General features: G+C 73.2%; 17 protein-coding genes. 9 read left to right on the top strand and 8 right to left on the bottom strand.

What is annotated here, in order from left to right; all coding sequences use genetic code 11:
* Window positions 1-30: 30 nt before the first annotated feature.
* Window positions 31-945 carry a glycosyltransferase family A protein gene (locus EDM22_RS19495; RefSeq protein WP_170964063.1) on the top strand — a complete coding sequence of 305 codons (915 nt, stop codon included), beginning with the start codon at window positions 31-33 and terminating at the stop codon, window positions 943-945.
* Here EDM22_RS19495 and EDM22_RS08215 read toward each other — a convergent pair.
* Entirely contained in the window at window positions 933-1,940 is a 1,008-nt protein-coding gene (locus tag EDM22_RS08215; RefSeq protein ID WP_170964062.1) for a glycosyltransferase family 2 protein, read from the bottom strand. The genes EDM22_RS19495 and EDM22_RS08215 overlap by 13 nt on opposite strands.
* 88 nt (window positions 1,941-2,028) lie before the next feature.
* On the opposite strand from EDM22_RS08215, the gene EDM22_RS08210 reads away from it, so the two are divergent.
* A complete protein-coding gene (locus EDM22_RS08210) occupies window positions 2,029-3,399 on the top strand; it encodes an O-antigen ligase family protein (protein ID WP_170964061.1) in 1,371 nt (456 codons plus the stop codon).
* 73 nt (window positions 3,400-3,472) lie between these two features.
* Here EDM22_RS08210 and EDM22_RS08205 read toward each other — a convergent pair whose 3' ends face one another.
* Window positions 3,473-4,624 (bottom strand): hypothetical protein, encoded by a 1,152-nt coding sequence (locus EDM22_RS08205; protein WP_122936581.1) that lies wholly within the window; start codon window positions 4,622-4,624, stop codon window positions 3,473-3,475.
* Window positions 4,625-4,691: 67 nt separating this feature from the next.
* Between EDM22_RS08205 and EDM22_RS08200 the strand changes: the two genes are divergently transcribed.
* Genes EDM22_RS08200 through EDM22_RS08190 form a run of 3 tightly spaced genes read left to right on the top strand, consistent with a single transcriptional unit; the run spans window position 4,692 to window position 8,332 of the window.
* Window positions 4,692-6,197 carry a tyrosine-protein kinase domain-containing protein gene (locus EDM22_RS08200; RefSeq protein WP_122936580.1) on the top strand — a complete coding sequence of 502 codons (1,506 nt, stop codon included), beginning with the start codon at window positions 4,692-4,694 and terminating at the stop codon, window positions 6,195-6,197.
* Between the two features lie 3 nt (window positions 6,198-6,200).
* Window positions 6,201-7,430 carry a glycosyltransferase family 4 protein gene (locus EDM22_RS08195; protein WP_122936579.1) on the top strand — a complete coding sequence of 410 codons (1,230 nt, stop codon included), beginning with the start codon at window positions 6,201-6,203 and terminating at the stop codon, window positions 7,428-7,430.
* Window positions 7,427-8,332 (top strand): polysaccharide pyruvyl transferase family protein, encoded by a 906-nt coding sequence (locus EDM22_RS08190; protein ID WP_122936578.1) that lies wholly within the window; start codon window positions 7,427-7,429, stop codon window positions 8,330-8,332. The genes EDM22_RS08195 and EDM22_RS08190 overlap by 4 nt, the downstream gene beginning before the upstream one ends.
* 36 nt (window positions 8,333-8,368) lie before the next feature.
* On the opposite strand, the gene EDM22_RS08185 is transcribed toward EDM22_RS08190, so the two are convergent.
* Window positions 8,369-9,442: a glycosyltransferase family 4 protein gene (locus EDM22_RS08185; RefSeq protein WP_122936577.1), complete on the bottom strand. Its 1,074-nt coding sequence runs from the start codon at window positions 9,440-9,442 to the stop codon at window positions 8,369-8,371.
* Window positions 9,443-9,794: 352 nt separating this feature from the next.
* On the opposite strand from EDM22_RS08185, the gene EDM22_RS08180 reads away from it, so the two are divergent.
* Window positions 9,795-10,379: a hypothetical protein gene (locus tag EDM22_RS08180; RefSeq protein ID WP_122936576.1), complete on the top strand. Its 585-nt coding sequence runs from the start codon at window positions 9,795-9,797 to the stop codon at window positions 10,377-10,379.
* Between the two features lie 93 nt (window positions 10,380-10,472).
* The gene (locus EDM22_RS08175; protein WP_122936575.1) at window positions 10,473-11,645 is read left to right on the top strand and encodes a glycosyltransferase family 4 protein; all 1,173 of its coding nucleotides are present in this window, start codon (window positions 10,473-10,475) and stop codon (window positions 11,643-11,645) included.
* A 25-nt stretch (window positions 11,646-11,670) separates the two neighbouring features.
* Here EDM22_RS08175 and EDM22_RS08170 read toward each other — a convergent pair whose 3' ends face one another.
* Genes EDM22_RS08170 through EDM22_RS08150 form a run of 5 tightly spaced genes read right to left on the bottom strand, consistent with a single transcriptional unit; the run spans window position 11,671 to window position 18,359 of the window.
* Window positions 11,671-12,834, bottom strand: coding sequence for a glycosyltransferase (locus EDM22_RS08170; RefSeq protein WP_122936574.1), 1,164 nt, complete (start codon window positions 12,832-12,834; stop codon window positions 11,671-11,673).
* Entirely contained in the window at window positions 12,831-13,874 is a 1,044-nt protein-coding gene (locus EDM22_RS08165) for a glycosyltransferase family 4 protein (protein WP_122936573.1), read from the bottom strand. The genes EDM22_RS08170 and EDM22_RS08165 overlap by 4 nt, the downstream gene beginning before the upstream one ends.
* Window positions 13,871-15,052, bottom strand: coding sequence for a glycosyltransferase family 4 protein (locus EDM22_RS08160; RefSeq protein ID WP_122936572.1), 1,182 nt, complete (start codon window positions 15,050-15,052; stop codon window positions 13,871-13,873). Before EDM22_RS08160 ends, EDM22_RS08165 begins: the two co-directional genes overlap by 4 nt.
* Window positions 15,049-16,260, bottom strand: a complete 1,212-nt coding sequence (locus EDM22_RS08155; RefSeq protein WP_122936571.1) for a glycosyltransferase family 4 protein — start codon at window positions 16,258-16,260, stop codon at window positions 15,049-15,051. The genes EDM22_RS08160 and EDM22_RS08155 overlap by 4 nt, the downstream gene beginning before the upstream one ends.
* Window positions 16,257-18,359: a glycosyltransferase gene (locus tag EDM22_RS08150; RefSeq protein ID WP_122936570.1), complete on the bottom strand. Its 2,103-nt coding sequence runs from the start codon at window positions 18,357-18,359 to the stop codon at window positions 16,257-16,259. Before EDM22_RS08150 ends, EDM22_RS08155 begins: the two co-directional genes overlap by 4 nt.
* Before the next feature lie 75 nt (window positions 18,360-18,434).
* Between EDM22_RS08150 and EDM22_RS08145 the strand changes: the two genes are divergently transcribed.
* Window positions 18,435-19,130, top strand: a complete 696-nt coding sequence (locus EDM22_RS08145; protein ID WP_122936569.1) for an arsenate reductase/protein-tyrosine-phosphatase family protein — start codon at window positions 18,435-18,437, stop codon at window positions 19,128-19,130.
* Window positions 19,127-19,423: hypothetical protein (locus EDM22_RS08140; RefSeq protein WP_138708049.1), on the top strand; the 297-nt coding region annotated here is incomplete at its 3' end. The genes EDM22_RS08145 and EDM22_RS08140, both read left to right, overlap by 4 nt.

The following is a 19,423-nucleotide window of genomic DNA, read 5'->3' as shown; positions in this document are numbered from 1 at the left end:
CCGCGCGGCAGCACCGTCGGGGCCGGCACGGTGGACATCGTGGTACCCACGAATCGGGTGAGCCCGTTCCTTCCGGAGGCGCTCGAGTCGGCGATGCGCCAGGATTACCCGAGCTGGCGACTGGTGCTCGTCGATGACGGTTCGACTGCTCCGGCGGAGCTCGAGCGGCTCGTCGCGGGGATACCCTCGGCCGTGGTGATCCATCAACCCGCCCGAGGCGTGTCCGCGGCGAGGAACACGGCCATCCGCTCGGGGACGAGCGAATTCATCACATTCCTCGACGACGACGACCGCTGGCCGTCCGATCGTCTGCGCGCACTCGTCGAGACCCTCCAGCGGCACCCCGACGCTGCCGGATCGTTCGGGAACGGACAGTACATCGACGCCGAGGGTCGGGTCTTCGGCAGGTGGAACACCGCCGGCGCAACGCAGGCGGACTTCCTCCGGGGCACCACGCCGATCCCGCGCATCACGGCCCTGCTCGTGCGACGTTCCGCCCTCGATCGGGCCGGACTGTTCGACGAGGAGCTGTCGTTCTCGGAGGACGACGAACTCATCCTCCGTCTCCTGCGGCACGCGCCCCTCGTGAGCGCGGCGGCCGTCGTGGTCGACTACCGGCGCCACGGTGACAACGCGACGCACGCCGACTGGCGGATTCGATACCGCTCGGCGGAGCGTGCGGTGAAGCAGAACATCGCGGCAGCCGCAGCGGCCGGCCGGAACGATCAGGTCGTGCTGCTGCGTCGCAACCTGCGGCGCATGCGCCGATCCACCGCCGGGAACTCGACGGGGCGGATCCTCGGAGATCTGCGGGCGCGACGGTTCGGTGCTGCCGGCCGCGACCTGCGCGACTCGGTCCGGATCGCGCCGTGGGGCTTCGTGCGGGGGTTCGCGCGGACCGTGGCGTCACGTGCCGGGACCCGGCTGCGTCCTCAGGCTCGCTGACGCCTCGGCATGCGCCGTCGCATCGCCGCGGATGCCCGATGGACCCACCGGGGCGCCATGGCAGACAGGCGGTCGCTCCGGCGAGGCAGGATCTCACGTGAGATGGCGAGCGCCTCGCGGTAGGCGCGGACGTCCCGCGCACGCCAGCATGCCCGGAGCGCCCACCCGAGCACGTGGCGGTAGTAGGGCCGGTAGGCGTCGAGCGGGCGATGGGCGGGCGTCGGGAGCTCGCTCGGTCGCCAGAACGAGCGGATGACGCGCAGCGCGGTGAGGCCCTTGAGCGGCGATCCCGTGCGCGTGATCGTGCTGGGGTGGTCACGGAAGAAACCCAGTCGATCCGGCACCAGGTGCCATTCCGTGAGTCGCGCGACATTCACGTACATGACCCAGTCCTGACCGGTGACCACCCCGGTCGGGAATCCGCCGGCGCGGGTCAGGACATCGCGACGCACGGCCGTGGTGCTCATCGACCCGCGCATCCGCTCGAGCAGCAGGTCGAAGCTCCGGCCCTCGATCTGCAGGTAGCCGAGGTCCTTCCTCGGTCGAGCGGTGCGGACGGCTTCGAGGCACTCGTCGAGCGTGCCGGCCGAGAACTCGTCGGCGGGACCGGCCTCGGCGGCGAAGCTCCAGTACCCGGTGTTCATCGCCTGCGCACCCGTCGCCGTCTCGGCCTCGATGCGGGCAAGGTACTCGGGATGCAGTAGATCGTCGTCGTCGAGGAAGCACACCCAGTCCGTGCGGGCGTGCGCGGTGCCGGCGTTCCGTGCCGCAGCCACGCCCGCCTTCTCGATCGCGACCACCTCGACCGGGTACCCCGCGAGGGCGGCGACCGACGGGTCGTCGAGACCGTCGGGCACGACGATCACCTGGTCGAACGGGCGACTCTGGCGCAGCGCGCTCTCGACTGCCTGCACGACCAGATCCGGACGCTGGTGGGTCGGGATGACGAGGGCGAACGTGGCGCGGCCGGCACTCGACCCTCGATCCTCTGGCACGCCAGTCATCGTAGCGTCGGGTTCGGTGCCGGTACGCCCGCCCGCCCGCACCTGCGATACTGGAGCGAATCTCACTGAAGGACCGGGCATGAGTTCGACGAGCGAGCGCTGGGCGATCCGGCATCCCAGGATCGTCGATTGGTGGGCCGGCACGTGGCGCTGGGTCCTCTTGGCGTTCGGCGCGGTCACCGTGATCTACCTGCTCCTCGACCGCGGCGCGCAGAACGGCCCGATGATGGCGCTCGTGATCGCCGCGTTCGTCGTAGCGGCGGCGCTGACGAGCTCGAAGCCCCTCGCGATCGTGCTGTTCGCCATGCCCGGCCTGCTCATCCCCCAGCGGATCGGCATCGGCGGTGGCGACCTGTCGGTGTCGGATGCCGCGCTCGCCGCCGCGTTCGGCACGGCACTGCTGCTCGGCCAGCGCCCCTACAGCCGGCCCCTGCGCAGCCTCCTGATGCTCAACCTCGTCTACCAGTTCGCGACGTTCTTCACGGTGCTCGTGAACCCCTACGTCGCGAACACGGTGGAGTGGGTGCACGCGTGGCTGCTGGTGTCGGGCGCGCTCATCGTCGGCTGGGCTGTCGGCGCTGCCGGATACGGCCGGCTGGCGTTGTCGTTGATCGTGTTCACCGCGTGCGCGCTCGCCGTGCTGACCCTGGGCCAGGCGGCCCTGCAGTACGCGTCCGGCAACTTCGGGCCGGCTGCGCCGTCGTGGCCGATCTCGATGCACAAGAACTTCGTGGGAACGGTCTTCGCGTTCGCGGCGATCGTGGCCTACCTGAATCCCGACTGGGTGGGCTGGACCCGCGCGTGGTCGCGCTTCGCCTTCTGGCTGCTCATCGCCGGCGTGCTCGTCTCCCAGTCCCGTCAGGCGCTCATCGGCCTCATGGCGGCCGTCGTCATCGCCGTGATCCGACGCACCCACTCCGGCCGTTCCCGACTCCTGCTCCTGCTCCTGCTCATCCCCGCCGGATGGCTCATCATCTCGATGGTCGTCGAGCAGGTGCAGTCGCAGAACCAGCACAACTCGGTGTTCCAGCGACTCGACTGGTTCCGCGAGGTCTACCACTTCTGGCGTGAGGCGCCCATCTTCGGCCACGGTCTCAGGTACTGGTACCAACCGGGCAACCTGGGCTACCAGCCGCCGCAGGGTGAGCTGGAGGTGCTCGCGAGCGCCGGGGTCGTGGGGCTCGCGGCGTTCGTGGTGATGTGGATCGGCATCCTGCTGGTGCTCTGGCACATCGACCCCCGTTTCGGCACGCTCGCCGTCGCCGTGGTGTTCTGCCGCCTCGTGCAGGCCCAGTTCGACCTCTTCTGGGTCGCCGCGCAGGTGTCGATCCCGTTCGTCATCGCCGGGATCTGCCTGGGGGCCATGGCGCGCGAGGAACGCTCGGCGGACGAGGGGATCGGTCCGTCCGCGCAGGCGTCGTCGCGCCTCCCGTCGGGCGCGATGCGCTGAGCGCCGCCGTCACGGTCGCGCGGGTTCCACGAGGGCCGCGCCCGACTGGACGAACGGGCGTGCGTCAGCGGGATCAGACGCGTACGAGCAGTCCGCCCTCGATGAGCTCGCCCACGGTCGCGGCGACCACCTGAGCAGGATCGACGTGCTCGGGCGGCGCCGGCATCTCGCGGAGCGCGGCCTCGACCAGCTCCGCCTCGGTGACGTCCTCGGCGGCGAACCAGAGCACGGGACCGAGGCCGTCGAGCACCGTGACCCGGTTGTGGCTCAGGATCACCAGGGAATCGTCGACGCTGAGCGCGTCGCGGTAGTCCTTCCGCTGGTAGAGCGGTGTCGAGTCGGACTCCGTGGTGGTCTCGCCCGCGCCGAGCGGGTTCAGCTTGGCCTCGCATCCGCAGTCGCCCACCGAGACGCCCACGTCGACCAGCTGCGGCGACTCGATGGACCCAGCCGAGAGCATGTCGTCGACGAGCGCCGCCAGCGTGTCGGCCTCGGAGTAGACGACGCGCCGCACCCCGCCGGTGGCGAGGATGGTCGTCACGAGCGTGCGCAGCGGCTTGGAGAGCGCCGAGAGGAAGCTGGTCTGCGGCACGATCTCGTTCAGGCCGTCGCGAAGGGGGAGCAGCTCGACGTACGGAGTCTCGACGTTTTCGCGGCGATCGAGGACGACGATCGCGTCGAGCCGCAGCTCGGCGTCGGGGAGGTCGCGGAGGCCGCGCTGCGACGCCGCGACCGGGGTCTTCGTCTCGGGGTGCTTGCCGATCGAGAGGGGCTTGCGGTAGGGCACGACCGTGCCGTCGGGGTAGACCGCGAGCGTTTCGTCGGTGACGTAGCCCAGCGTGGTCGCGAGCGCCTGCGTCGCCGTGGTCTTGCCCCGGCCGGACGGGCCGACCAGTGCGATGACGCGGCCGTCGTCGAGCGCGACACCGCCGGCGTGGAGCATGAGCGCTGCACCGGAGAGGCCCGCGATGCCGGCCAGGGTCACCTCCGTGGCGATGGTGGCCGCAAGGTGCTCGGGAGACGCGGCGGAGACGGCCGGGTTCGCGTCGTCCAGCAGCGACGAGCGGTCGAGCGTGCCCCTGATCGTGACGTCGGGTTCGACCCCGTCTTCGATGAGGTCGACCCATTGATCCCGGATGCGTTCACGGTCGGTCTCGTCGACCGAGTCATGGAGCTCGACACGGACGACCGAGCCGAGGGTGCGCACGTCGAAGGCGGTTGTCATACCATGGACCCTACTCGCTCATGATCCACCGCGCCGCGGACGGACAGCGGTCTGACTCGGAGGTTCCATGGAACTGCGCGACTACCTCCGCGGCTTGCGGCGCCATTGGATCGCAATTCTGCTGATGACGATGCTCGGCGCGGCCGCAGGCTACGGCTGGACGATGCTCCAGACGCCGGTGTACGTCGCGAGTGCGAGCGGGCTCGTCCAGTCCACCGGCCAGGGGGATGTCGGGACCCAGTCGCTCGGCGACAGCCTCGCCCGATCGCGGGTCCAGTCCTACCTCGTCATCGCGGGTTGGACCGACGTCGCGCAGGGCGTCATCGACGATCTCGGACTCGAGACCACCCCCGAGCAGCTGATCCAGCGCGTCGAGGTGACCAACCCCCCGGGCACGGTGATCCTCAGCGTCTCCGCCGAAGCGAACACCGCGCAGGGGGCGAAGGACCTGTCGGAGGCGTGGCTCCGTTCCATGAAGACGGTCATCGACGACATCGAGGCCGACGGCAGCGCCGACGGCAACGCCCCCGTGACGATCATCTCGCGCGAGTCGGCCTCCGTGCCCACGAGCCCCGCCTTCCCCGACGTGCAGACCGCGCTCATCGTCGGCGGCGTGCTCGGCTTCGGCTTCGGCGTGGCCTTCGCGATGATCCGCACCGCCTCCGACCGCCGCATCCGCAACGGCGACGACGCCGAGCAGAAGACGGGCGTCGCCGTCGTGGGCACGATCCCCCTGGTGCCGAGCCTCGATCCCGAGCACCGGCTCATCGATGCCTCCGCGTCGAACAGCACCGGCAAGAACGGCACGTTCGCGGTCTCGGAGGCGCTGCGCTCGCTGCGCACGAACCTCCAGTTCATGGACGTGGACCACCCGCCCAAGACCATCGTGGTGACGAGCCCGCTCCCGGGCGACGGCAAGTCCACGATCGCCTGCAACCTGGCGCTCACGCTCGCGGCCGCGGGCACCACCGTCGTGCTCGTCGACGGCGACCTGCGGCGATCGATGGTCGCGAGCATCATGGGCCTGCCGGGCGGTGCCGGGCTGAGCGACGTGCTGGCGGGCCGTGCCGCCCTCGCGGAGGTGCTTCAGCGCACGCCGAAGTCGAGCAACCTCCTCGTGCTCGCGGCGGGCAGCGTCCCGCCGAACCCGAGCGAGGTGCTGGGCTCCGAGCGCATGCACTCGCTGCTCTCCGACCTCACCAAGTACGCGACCGTGATCATCGACGCGCCCCCGCTGCTGCCCGTCACCGACGGCGCCGTGCTCGCACACCAGGCCGACGGCGCACTCGTCGTGGTCACGCTCGGCAAGACCACGTACGACCTGCTCGACAAGGCCCTCGACACGCTGCGCAAGGCCCGCGGCCGTGCCCTCGGCATCGTCCTGAACAAGGTGCCCATCCGCGGCGCCGACGCCGCGACGTACTCCTACGAATACCGGCGCGACTACACCTCGCCCGCCACCGAGGTGACGCCCGCGACCGAGACGCCCGAGGCCGGTCAGGTCGAGAACCCGGCGAAGGAAGCAGAGCTCGTGCCCCGGGCGCCCTCGGGTCAGCGCGGCCGCCGCGGCTGACGCGTGGGCGAGACGATGCCCGGGGCGGCCCCCGACGCGGTGCGCGCGCGCCCGACGCCGCGCGTCGCACTCGTGAGTTCGTCGTATGCGCCCCACGTGGGCGGGGTCGAGGAGCACGTGCGGCAGGTCGCGCGGGAGCTGCACGAGGCGGGCTCCGCGGTCGAGGTCTGGACGGTGGATCGAGGCACGGGAAGCGTGGTGCGCGAGGTCGACGGCATCAGCGTGCGCTACCTGCCGACTCCGCTTCCCTCCGGATCGCTCGGGGGCGTCGGCCGCTTCCTCCGCCGGTTCCCGTCGGCGTGGCGCAGCTGGGTCGGTGCGCACCGCGCGTTCCGGCCCGACGTGATCCACGTGCACTGCTTCGGCCCGAACGGCGTCTACGCGCTCGCCGTGCATCGCCGGTTCCGCACGCCGCTCGTCGTGACCTCGCACGGCGAGACCGTCGCCGACGACAACGCGGTGTTCGAGCGTTCCGCGCTGCTGCGCACCGGCCTGCGGCGGTCACTCGCCGTCGCGCGGCACGTGACCGCCCCGTCGCAGTTCGTCCTCGACGAGCTCCGAGCGAACTTCGGCCTCGCGGGGGGCGACGTGGTCCCGAACGGCGTCGACCTCTCCATCCCCGGCGACCCGGCACGTACCGCATTCAGCGGCCGGTACCTCCTGGCCGTCGGCCGGCTGGGCCGCGTGAAGGGGTTCGACCTGCTCGTCGACGCGTTCGCCGGCTCCGACCTCGATCCCGACGTACGGCTCGTCATCGTCGGCGACGGCCCCGAGCGCGAACGACTCGAGGCGCTCGCGGCGGAACGCGACGCGGGCCATCGGATCGTGCTCGCGGGGCGGCTCGATCCGGCGGCGGTCGCCGACGCCATGGCGGGCGCGGTCGCCGTCGTGGTGCCGAGTCGCCTGGAGGCGTTCGGGATCGTCGCACTGGAGGCCTGGCGCAGCGGCGCACCACTCGTCATGACCGATCGCGGGGGCGCACCGGGGTTCGTGCGCGACGGCGTCGACGGCATCCTCGTCGACCCGCTCGACCCTGCCGCGCTCCGGTCCGCGATGGCGCGGGCCGTCGCCGATGACGCCCTGCGGTCGCGGCTGGTCGCGGCGGGCCGCGAGCACGTGCGGGAGTTCACGTGGCGGCGGGTCGCCGAGGCGTACGAGGCTGTCTACGCCGCCGCAGTCGCACGAGCCGGGCGTGAACGATCGACCCACGGCACGGAAGCGAGCGCGCGGTGACCTACTCGAACGCCCTTCGACGGCGCGCACGCCAGCTCCGGCGCCTCGCCGCGGCGGGCACCCGTCCGGCGATGTGGCGCGGCGGCGTCGTGGTTCCGGCGACGTGGTGGGACGGGCATCCGAACTTCGGCGACGACCTCACCCCGTGGCTCCTCCCCGAGTACGGCATCGCCCCCGTGCACCGGGTGGCCGGCCGGGCGCGGCTGTCGGGCATCGGCAGCATCCTCGAATTCCTCCCGTCCGACTTCGACGGCGCCATCTGGGGCAGCGGGCTCATGTACGGGCAGCCGCATCCCCTGCCGCGGGCGCACGTGCTGGCCGTGCGCGGGCACCTCACCCGCGACCTCATCGGCGCGCCCGCCGACGTGGCGCTCGGCGATCCCGGCATCCTCGTCGCTCGGCGCGCCGGGCGGCCGAGGGTGCAGTGGGATGTCGCCCTCGTCCCCCATGGGCACCACCGGCAGCACGAGCCGTTCCTGGCGCTCGCTCGCGCCGAGGGGGTCCGCGTGCGCGTGGTGAACGTCCACCAGCCGGCCTCCCGGGTCGTGCGCGAGATCGCCGCAGCCGACGCGGTCGTCACGACCTCGCTGCACGGGCTCGTGACGGCCGACGCGTACGGGATCCCGGCGACCTGGACCCTCCTCGAGCCGCCCCTCAGCGGTGGCGCGTTCAAGTTCCACGATTACGAGTCGGTGCTGACTCCGGGTTCGAGCCGCTTCACTGCCTTCGACGAGCGGATGTCGCTGGGCGACCTCCTCGCAACCGCGTCGGCCGCGCCGAGGCCGACCGTCGAGCGCGTGAGCGACGATCTCGAGCGCTCGCTTGCCCGTCTCCCCGACGTGCTCGGTGCGCTGCCGCGGTTCCCGGGCGGCGCGTTCGGCGTGGTCGCGGGACGGCGCTGACTCGGGTTCCGCGCCACGTCGCCGACGCCCCTGCGCTCAGCCCACCGATGCCCAGACGCGCGCGTGCGCTTCGGCGCACCGCTCCCAGGTGAACTCGCCGGCACGGACACGGCCTGCCGCGATCATCTCGTCGAGTCGGCTGCCGTCGGTGGCGTCGAGCAGGCCGGCCGCGATGCCGGCGCCGGTGGGCTCGACGAGGATGCCCGCGTCGCCCACGACTTCCGGCAGCGAGCTCGTGGCCGCGGCGACGACGGGCACGTTCGCGGCCATCGCCTCGAGGGCGGGCAGGCCGAACCCCTCGTAGAGGGAGGGCACGACGACGATCTCGGCGCCCGCGACGAGGCCGGGCATGACCTCGTCGGGGAGCCGGCCGACGAGACGTACGCCGGGCATGCCCTGGAACAATGCGGTGCGTCGGGCGTTGGTCGGGCCGGCGAGCACGAGTTCCAGGTCGGGGCGCTCGCGGTGCACGATCGGCCACGCCTCGGCCAGCCCCTCGAGGTTCTTTCGCCGCGTGGCGCCACCCGCGTGCAGCACGTACCGGCCCGGTAGCCCGAGCGAGCGGCGCTCGGCGGCATCGAGCGGTGGTGCGTCGAAGAAGCGCGTGTCGACGCCGTTGTGGATGACGTGCGGCTCCGCGATGCCGAGGAACTCCACCGCCTCGCGAGCGCTGAACTCCGAGACGCAGATGACGGCGGCCGCGCGCCGCGCCTCCTCGATGGCCGCGGGCACGGGTGCGGACTCGTCGGGGAACCGCCAGGCGACGACGTCGTGCACCGTGATGACGTCGGCGTGCGGCGACGGAGGGAGTTCGAGGGCCATGCGGTGCGCCACTGCGTCCCCCCGGTACAGCAGGCGACCGAGCGCGCGCCGCTCTCCCGCCGACGCCGTCGCGATCCGGCCGAGGGGCAGCCGCCGGTTGCCGTCGAGCTTCGAGCGCATCGACCGCATGATGAGCCGGCGCACGCGCCAGCCGCGATCGTCGACGGCCTCGAGCGCGGACGCCGCTCGGCGCGCGACCTGCTCCTGATAGGCCTGGGCGCCCATGGGGGTGTCGGTCGCGATCGTCGCGATCGTGAGCCGCGGGCTCTGCGATTGCTGGGGCGTCATGTGCGGGTGGTCCCTCCGACCGAGCGCGGCGTGATCCGGCCGTGGACCGGACCGGACGCACCTCCGAATCTAGCGATCCGTCGGCCGGCACGGCTGGGGACCGAACGGGTACAGTGCGAGCGGATGCCGCGAGACCGGCGTCGCGCCGGGGAATCGCCTCCGCGTGTCGCACGGTTGTCACCCGAAAGCGGGGTAGCCACGAATGTGACGAGGAAGTTTCAAGACCTAGAGTTGGCTGTGAAAACCCGATAGTGTGCGCTGGTACCTGTAAACCCGGCACACAACCAGACGTAGACCCGAGCGCTCCGGCTTCGGGTCGCCCAAACCACAGCAATCCAGGAGGATCCCCACCATGAGCGACCTCGAAGAACCGAAGGCCGGCGTCTCACGGCGCACGGTCGCGAAGGCCATGGCGTGGTCTGTCCCCGCCATCGCCATCGCCGTTCCCGCTCCCGCCTACGCCGCGTCCGGCAACCCGCCGGACGTCTCCGTCGGCGAGGCTTGTAAGCTTCCCGGCAACAGCGCCCAGGGTTGTGCCGAGCTCTTCGCCGGCCTTCCCGGACTCGACCCGAACAAGGCGTTCGCGATTCCGCTGCTCATCTGCAACAACACGAACAAGGACATCGTCCTCAAGCCGTCGATCAGCATCTCGTCGTCGGGCCTGCCGTTCAACGTCGTGGGCATCAACCCCGACTACTGCACGGCTATCGCGCCGGGTGACTGCGTCAAGGTGATCGTGTACGCGAACTCCGACAACAGCGCCAACCAGAGCGTCACGCTCCAGCTGACGATCCCGTGGGGTCACGACTGCAACGACACCGACCACGCGCCGATCGTCATCCCCGGCATCGTGATCGACTCGTTCCCGCCGTGCTCGAGCAAGACGCCGTTCCCGCAGGGCGCACCCACGTGCGACCCGCCGTTCTACCAGGCGTAGTCCGACGGCTCCGATGAAGCGGGGTGTGCTGCTCAGGCGGCGCACCCCGCTTCTCGTTCGCCCGCGCCGCCCGCCGAACCGGATGGTGGGCGGGTGAGGACGGTCATCCACACCATCACCCCCGGCGACCATTTCTCGCCGCGCACCGGCTCCGCCATCCCGACGGTCGTGCACGGGTTGGCCACGGCGGCGTCGCGAGACGCGGATCCCGTGCGCCACGCCGTCGTGCTCGACGGGTCGACGATGCAGCCCCGATACTCGAGCGCCGAGGCGATCGAGTACGTGCGCGCGGCGTGGCTCACCCGCAACGATCGCATCCTCGATCTCGCGCGCGGGCGACTCGGCGGGGCACGCACCGCAACCGAGCGGTTCTACGCTCCCGTCGCCGACGCGATCCGAGGGCGTGCGCCGTCCATCGTGCTGGCCCACAACGCCCCCGTGCTCCCTCGGATGCTCCGCGACACGCCCCACCGGGTCGTGCTGTACGCGCACAACGACGTGCTGCGCAGCTACTCCCGCACGGAGGCGCGCCGGGCGCTCGACGGCGTCGCCGCGATCGTCGCGGTCAGCACGTCGCTGGCCGAGCAGCTCCGCGACTCGCTCCCCTCGAGCATCGCCGAGCGAGTGCGCATCGTCGGCAACGGGGTCGACTGCCAGCAGTTCTCGCCCGGCGACGCCGGTCACGGCACGGCGACGCAGCGGGCGGGCGGTGAGCCCCGACGGCTGCGGGTCGCGTTCGTGGGTCGCGTCATCCCCGAGAAGGGCGCCGACGTGCTGCTCCGGTCCGCGGCGCTGCTGGCTCGCGATGACATCGAGTACCTGGTCGTCGGCAGCCACGGGTTCGCGCGCGAGGCCGAGCTCTCAGCGTACGAGCGGGAGCTGCGGCGACTCGCGGGGGAGAGCGGCGGCGTGGTGCGGTTCGAGCCGTTCGTCGACCGCCCGGCCCTGCCGGAGCTGCTGCGGAGCTTCGACGTGTTCGTGGTGCCCTCGAGGTGGGCCGACCCGTGTCCGCTGACGGCGGGCGAGGGCATGGCGACCGGGCTGCCGGTGGTGGCGAGCCGGGTCGGCGGCTTGCCCGACGTCGTCGGCGATGCCGGCATCCTCGTGCCGCCCGACGACCCCGAGGCGCTGGCCGGCGCGCTCGCCACGCTGGCGGACGACCCCGCCGAGCGGGCGCGGCGCGCTGCGGCATCGCGACAGCACGCGCTCGACCACGACTGGGACTGGGCGTGGCGGAACCTGCGGACGGTGCTCGAGGAGCTCTGATCGATCGACGGTGGGGACGAGCGGCTCAGCCGGCGTCATCCGTCGAGGGCGGCACGCTGCTGCCCCCGCCACCTGGAGCGAGCCGCGAGAGCACCTCGCCCATCGCCGCGACCCGCTCGCTCCAGTCGGTCGCAGGCCCGTCCGCGCCGTGCGGGAACGGGCGACTCCCGGGCAGCGCGTCGCGCACCACGACGGGGAAGGCCGACCGGTCGGCGACCGTGACCCGCGGGTCCGCGACATCCCGGAACCCGGCCACCGGCGTCGAGACGACGGGTCGCCCGACCGCCTGGTACTCGTAGAGCTTGATCGGGTCGAGGCTGTCGGTGAACGCCGTGACGACGTGCGGCACCACGAGCACGTCGGCGTGCTGCAGGTACCCGATCACCTCGTCGCGAGCGCGGGGGCCGAGCAGCACCGCCCCGGCCCGCCGAAGCCGCTCGGTCGTCTCGGCACCGAGCAGGTTGGGACCCACGATGACGAGGGTGCCCACGTCGCCGAGCGCACGGGCCGTGGCCTCGCACAACTCGACGTCGATGCGGTCGGGGTGGGCCGTGCCGAGGTAGAGCGCCACGCGTCCGGCCGGCAGGTCGTGGGGGCGCGGCGCGGGGCGGCGGTACGCCTCGGCGTCGACGGCGTTCGGGATCAGCACCACCGGCCGGGTCGCGCCCTTGCGGCGCGCGAGCTCGGGCGAGCAGACGACGACCTCGCGGGCCACGTCGAGCAGGCGGGCTTCGTTGGCCGCTGCGCGGTCGCGCTCCGCGGCCGGCCGGTCGGCGGCGAGCCAGTCGTCGGTGACGTCGTAGAGGGTGGCCCACCCGGTGCGTTCGGCGAGCCCGACCGCGCCGGGGTCGTTGATCCAGAGCAGCGGATGCCGCATCCCGAGCGACTCGGCCGCGCCGATCACGGCGGTGGCGAGCCGCTCGTCGGCGCGTGCGTCGAGCCGCCGCGGGAGCCACTTCGTGGGCCGGAACGTCCAGAGCCGCCCCGGGGCGGGCTCGCCCACCTCGGTGAGTCCGCTGCCGAACGACGGGCGGCGGCGGGAGGCGAGGTCGTGCGTCGGGTCCGCCGCCGGCTCGACGAACAGCACGCGCAGCTCGGGGTCGGCGCCGAGCAGCCCCGCGATGAGGTGCTGGTTGCGGCGCCAGACGCGATCCCAGCGCTCGAGCGACAGCACGACGAGGTCGGTCATGACAGGGCCTCCCGGTAGACGGCCTCGGTGCCGTCGGCCTGCGCGCGCAGCGAGAAGTGCTGCTGCTGCCGCTCGCGCGCCGCGGCGCCCAACGCCGCACGACCCGTCGGGTCCCCCGCGAGCTCGCGCAGGCGTGCGCCGCCCGCCTCCGGGTCGTCGGCCGTGAAGCGGCAGCGCGGGTCGAGCCCTGCGAGCAGTTCGACGTGCCCGGCCGCGTCGGCTGCGACGGGCGGCAGGCCGGTGGCCATCGCCTCGAGCAGGGTGAGTCCGAGGCCCTCGACGGGGCACGGCGCGAGCAGCATCCCGGCGCGGGCGAGCAGCTCGGGCAGATCGGTGCGGTAGCCGCTGAAGCGCACGGAGTTCGAGATGCCGAGGTCGGCGGCGAGCCGCTCGAGGCCCTCCCGCTCCGGGCCGATGCCGGCGACGTCGAGCGTCCAGCCGTCACGTGCGAGACCGGATGCCGCGAAGGCGCGCATGCCCACGTCGGTGCGCTTCTCGGGCTGCAGGCGCTGGGCCATGAGCACGGTGCGCTCGCGCGCCGCCGGATCGCCCGCGTCACGCGGCTCGATGCCGGTGTGCACCACGGTGCTCGGGCCGCCGATCGCCGCCGCGACGGCGGCGCTGATCGAGATCTGGGCGTCGATCCGCCTCCGCACGAGCAGCTCGATCGGCACGGGGCCGACGTGCCCGCGCTGCCGTGCGAAGTGGCAGGTGGCGACGACGGCCGGCCGGCGCGAACGGCGCACGGTCGCGAGCGCGGCGACGGTGGCGACATCCGCCGCCGTCATGTGCGTGTTCACGACGTCGGCATCACGGGCGAACCTGCGCACCGCGCGAACGACCTCGAGCGTGCGGGCGGCCGGCGTGTGGGCGACCCCCACCTCGTCGAGCCCGGGGCGCATGCGCGGCGGGTCGCCGCCGATGACGGCGACCTCGTGACCGTCGGCGGCCTGCGTGCGCGCGAGCCGCAGCACGAACTGCTCGACGCCCGAGAATCCGTCGGATCGGATGGCGTGCAGGATGCGCAGGCGGTCGCTCATTGCGCGTCGCCCGCCGAGCCGTCGCGCCCTGCCTTCCGCGCGGCCCGCGCGGCCTCCGAGGAGTTCTCCGCCTCGAGGGCGTGCACGAGCTCGAGGTAGCGTCGGCCCACCTCACGCCAGGAGTGCTGCTCTGCCGCTCGACGCGAGCGTTCTCGCCAGGCGTCGAGCGGCTGGGCGGCCAGCTCGGCGAGCCGGGCGCCGACCGACGCCGCGGAGCGGTCGACGATGAAGCCGGTCTCGCCGTCGACCACGAGGTCGGGCGCGAATCCCACGGGTGTGGACACCACCGGCAGTCCGCACGCGAGCGCCTCGAGCACGACGAGCGCGTTCGCCTCGTACGCGCTCGGCAGCACGAGCACGTCGGAAGCGTGCAGGAACGGAACCGGATCGGACTGCTCGCCCGCGAACACCACCCGCTCGCCGAGGCCGGCGCGATCGACATCGGCACGCGCCTTGCGCACCATGTCGCGCGTGCCGCCGACGACGAGGAGCACGACGCCCGGCGCGAGCGGCAGCGCCTCGATCGCGATCGAGAGTCCCTTGCGCTCGTACTCGTGCCCGATGAAGATCGCCACGGTCGCGTCCTCCGCGATGCCGAGCTCGTCGCGGAGGACCGCCCGCTCGGACGGTTCGCCCGGGCGGAACCGATCGACGTCGACGCCGTTCGGGATGACGTGGATCGGCGCCCGCACGCGCCCGTAGACCTCGACGAGCAGCGCCGCCTCCCGGCTCGTGAGGGCCACGATCGCGCGGTGCGTGCGGCCGCGGTAGCGGATGCGGTCGCGCAGGGCGGTGAAGAGGTGCACGGGGTTGCGCACCATGCGCCAGGCGTAGTTGCCGCGGGCGCGCATCGCCGCCTGGAGCAGGCCGTGGTTGACGTAGACGTCGCCCGCCATGACGTCGTTGTGGCAGATCGAGATCGCGCCGGGTCGCTCGGCCAGGAAGCGCCGCGCCCGGCGCGAGCCCACCGTGGTGAACCAGAGCACGTTGCCGGCCCGGGCGAGGTGCGTTCCGAGCGCCGAGCGTCGCGCGCCCGCGGGCGGGCGCCCCGCGTCGGCCGCGGTGAAGCGCTCGACCTGCACGCCCGCCGCGAGGAACTCGCGTTCCAGCGCATAGGCGACGCCGCCCACGCCGCTGCCCGGCTCGATCGTCGGCGCGATCTGCACGATGCGCGTCATCCGGTCGACCGCCCTGCGGCCCGGGACTCGGCCCGCGAGCCGCCGGCGGCGGCGGACTCGCGCTCGCGTTCGGCGCGGAGCTCCTCGACGAGCTCGAGGTACCGCTCGGCGACACTGCGCCAGCTGTACCGCTCGGCCGTCGCGCGCGCCCTGCGGCTCCACTCGGCCGACTCGGCGTCCTCGAGGTTCGCGAGCTGCTCCATCCGCTCGCCGACGTGGCGCTCGTCGCGCTCGACGAGGAACCCGTTCTCGCCGTCGGCGATGATCTCGGGGGCGAAGCCCACCGGGGTGGCGATCACGGGAAGCCCGCTCGCCAGCGCCTCGAGCACCACGAGCGCGTTCGCCTCGTAGGCGCTCGGCAGCACGAAGAAGTCGGATGCCGCGAGGAACGGCGTCAGGATCTCGCGCGGCCCGGTGAACAGCACCCGGTCGCCCACGCCGTGTTCCTGCGCCTCGGCGTTCGCCGCCGCGATGATGTCGTCGTTGCCGCCGATGATGAGCAGCAGCACGCTCGGTGCGTGCTGCAGGCCCCGGATCGCGAACGAGAGGCCCTTGCGCGAGAACTCGTGCCCCACGAAGACGGCGACCCGCTCCTCGGTGCCGAGGCCGAGCTCGCTGCGCGCCGCACGGCGCTCCTCGGGCGTCGGCGGCCGGAACCGCTCGAGGTCGACGCCGTTGGGGATGACCACGATCCTCGGCCGGACGGGGCCGTACGTCGCGCGCAGGTCCGCGGCATCCGCTTCGGAGAGGCACACGACCGCCCGGTGGGTGCGCCCGCGGTACCGCACCCGATCGCGCAGGTAGACGAAGACGTGGACGGGATTGCGGTAGAGGCCCCACCAGGACCGGCCCCGCGCTCGCATCGACGCGAGGAGCAGGCCGTGGTTGACGTACACGTCGCCGGCCAGGACGTTGTTGTGGCAGATGACGACGGCCTCGGGCCGCGCCGCCACGAACTGCCGGGCGCGCCGCGTGCCGACCGTGCTGAACCACACCATGCGCCAACCGCCGCGGAGTCGTGCCAGGAGCCGGGTCTTCGGCCAGGGCCGGCTCCTGCCGCGCAGGGCGTCGTTGAACGTGAACCGCTCGACCCGGGCGCCGAGCGCGAGCAGCTCTCGCTCGAGGTTGAAGGCGACGCCGGCCACGCCGGTGCCCGGCCCGATGAACGGGACGATCTGCACGATGCGGACCTGCTCGGTGCGGGTCATGTGGTCGCTCTCTCTCGCAGGAAGCGGGCCTCGACGCGCACCGGGCCGAGCCGGTACAGCGCGGCGCGACGACGTGCCGCCTGCCCGCGGTCTCCGGGCAGCAGGATGGCACGTGCCGACGCGCCGAGCCACTGCCCGAGCCTGGCCCACTGCCAGCCGAGGGCACCGAAGTGCTTGCGCAGGTAGCGCTCCTGCGACGCATGGAAGTGCGCCTCGCGGCGCCGCGGGTCGCCGCCCGTGCCTGCGCCGACGTGCATGGCGCGGGCCTGCGGTACGCCCGCGTGCCGCCAGCCGAGCCGGTGCGCGCGATAGGCCCAGTCGGCCTCCTCGGCGTAGAGGAAGAAGCGCTCGTCGAAGCCGCCGAGCTGCGCGAGCGCCTCGGCGCGCAGCAGCAGCACGGAGCCGATCACGAACGACGGGTCGCGCCGCAGCCGGGCGAGCCCGAGCGCCTCGAGCCAGGTGCCGCTCGGCGAGGGCAGCCACCAGTCGACGCGCGCCGGGCGACCCTGCTCGTCGACCTGCGCCGGGCCGACGCTCGCGAGGTCGTCGCGGGCCCGCAGCGCCCGCTCGAGCATGCCGATGTCGTGCGCCGAGATCGTCGCGTCGGGGTTGAGCAGCAGCACGTCGGCGCCGGACACGAGCCGGTTTGCGAGGCCCGCGTTGACGCCCGCCGCGAAGCCCCCGTTGCGCCCCGGGTCGAGGTACCGCACGCCCAGCTCGGCGCACAGGGCGGCGATCTCGGGCATCGACGAGTTGTCGACGACGGTCACGGGCAGCTCGCGCACCGGCTCGAGGGCACGGCGCAGCAGCTCGGGCGAGCCGTACGCGACCACGATGACCTCGACGGGGCGGGCGGGCATGGGGTCGCCGGTCGTGGCGGTCTCGGAGTCGGCGTCCGCGGCGGACCCGGTGTCCGCGGCGGGCCCGGTGCCCGTTTCGGTCGGCAGCAGTGAGGCGGCGGATGCCTCGTGCAGCACCGTGCGGTAGAGGTCGAGGTAGTCGCGGCCCACCGCCGTCCAGCTGCACTCCTCGGCACGCACGGCACCGCTCGCCCGGAGCTCGGCCGCGCGGGGGCCGGCGGCGTCGACGAGGGCGTCGGCGAGCGCGGGCACGTCGCCCGCGGGAACGACGATCCCGGCGCCGCCCACGACGTCGGGGAGGGCACCCGCGTCGCTCGACACGACCGGTACGCCGCACGCCATCGCCTCGACTGCGACACGGCCGAACTGCTCGGTCCACGAGGGGGTCGGCAGCGACGGCACGGCGAGGACGTCGAGGGAGCGGAGGAAGTCGGGGATGTCATCGGGGTCGATGGCGCCGAGGAGCTCGACGCGGTCGGCGACGCCCGCGGACTGCGCGAGGGAGGGGAGGTCGGCACCGAGCGGCCCGGTTCCGCCGATCCGCAGGCGAAGGCGCGGCTCCCGCGCGAGCGCGTCGAGCAGCACGAGGAGGCCCTTCTCGGGGACGAGCCGGCCGAGGAAGCCCACGGTGACGGTGTCGTTCGACCCCGTGGCATCCGCTCGGCCCGCGGCATCCGCTCGCCCTGCGTCACCCGCGGCCACGGCCGCCGCCGGCCGGAACCGCAGCAGGTCGACGCCCAGCGGGATGACACGGGCGCGACCCGCGAACCCCTTCGCCTCGACGATGCGCGCGGCCTCGGTGTTGCACGCCGACACGCCCGACGCGGCGCGGAGTGCCGAGCGCTCGAACCAGCGGAACGGAACGGGGTAGCGCTTGCGCAGGTTCTGTGCCGTGTAGAGCACGACGGGCGGACGCGACCGCCGCAGGGCGCGCAGCAGCAGCACCTCGGCGGTGGCGAGCGCGAACGGCTCCTCGTGCACGTCGAGCACGTCCCACTGCTCGCCCAGGGCGCGCCAGAGCGGCCGCGGGTCGTAGAGGAACAGGGCCGGGTGGCGGCCGAACGTGCGGGCGCCGACGACCCGCTCGCCCTCGCGCGGCTCGAGCTCGACCGGCGCTCCGCCCGCGTGCCACGACCGGGCGCACACGACCGCGACCTCGACGCCCAGCTCGGTGAGCGCGCGCTCACGACCGCGCCACTCGTCGACGACGGCACTGTGCGAGACCCTGAGTACGCGCACCGCACCCCCTCTCGACTCCCGTGAAGTAACCTTATCCGGGGCCGCCGGGGTCACCGGCCGAGCCTTGGGGGTGGCATGCAGCAGGATTCCTTCACCGTGCTCGTCGTCTGCACGGGCAACCTCAACCGCTCCGCTCTCGGGGCCGCGCTGCTGCGCACGTGGGCCGGGTGGTACCTGCCCGAGCCCCTCGCCTCGCAGCTGAACGTGACGAGCGCCGGGCTGGCCGCGCCCGTCGGCAACCCAATGCGTCGTCGTACCCGCGCCATCGCCGAGGCGCTCGGCGCGGAGGCATCCGGTCACCGTGCCGCTCAGATCACCGAGGGCGTCATCCGCTCGGCCGACCTCGTGCTCGTCGCCGAGGCCGTGCAGCGCGACAAGGTGCTCGGGTTCGTGCCCGGCGCGCTCCGCAACACCTTCACGATCCGCGAGGCGGGGGCGATCGCCGCCGCGCTGCCCGAGTCGCCGCCGCCGGCCTCCGTCGCCGAGCTGCGGGCCCGCATCGCCGAGATCGGCGCCAACCGCGCGCTCGCGAACGGAACCCCGACCGACATCGTCGACCCGCAGGGCAAGGGCGACGAGGCCTACCGGGCGATGGCGAGTGAAGAGGTCCCCGCCCTCGCCCGCCTCGCCTCGGTGCTCTTCGGCATGCCGCCCGCCGAGATCGTCGCATACGACGAGGCGGTCGAGGATGCTGCGGGCCGCCCCTTCGACGGCGCTCCGTCCGAATCCGGCGACGGCACCGAGCGCCGGCGAGGACGGCGCCAGGCGTGAGCCACGGGTCGTCGCCCGACGAGCTCGCGCAACGGACCGGCCACGTGGTGCGCGTCCTCCACCTCGATCACACGAGCGCCCCGGGCGGGGCCGAGTTCGCGTTGCTGCGGATGCTGCAGGCCGGCCCGCGCTGGGCGCCGTACCTGCTCATCGCCCCGGCGGAGGAGCAGGGCGGCTTCGGCGTGTACGCCGCCGTGCCGGATCGCGTCCCCCGGCGCGTCGCCGGGGTGCGCCAGCCTGCCGGCGCGAGCCGGGGCGGGCGGCTGGCGGCGCTCGCCGTGGGCGGGCGCGTG

The organism is Agromyces tardus (assembly GCF_003710805.1).
Taxonomy (GTDB): Bacteria; Actinomycetota; Actinomycetes; order Actinomycetales; family Microbacteriaceae; genus Agromyces; species Agromyces tardus.
This window is presented reverse-complemented; position numbering and strand designations above follow the sequence as displayed.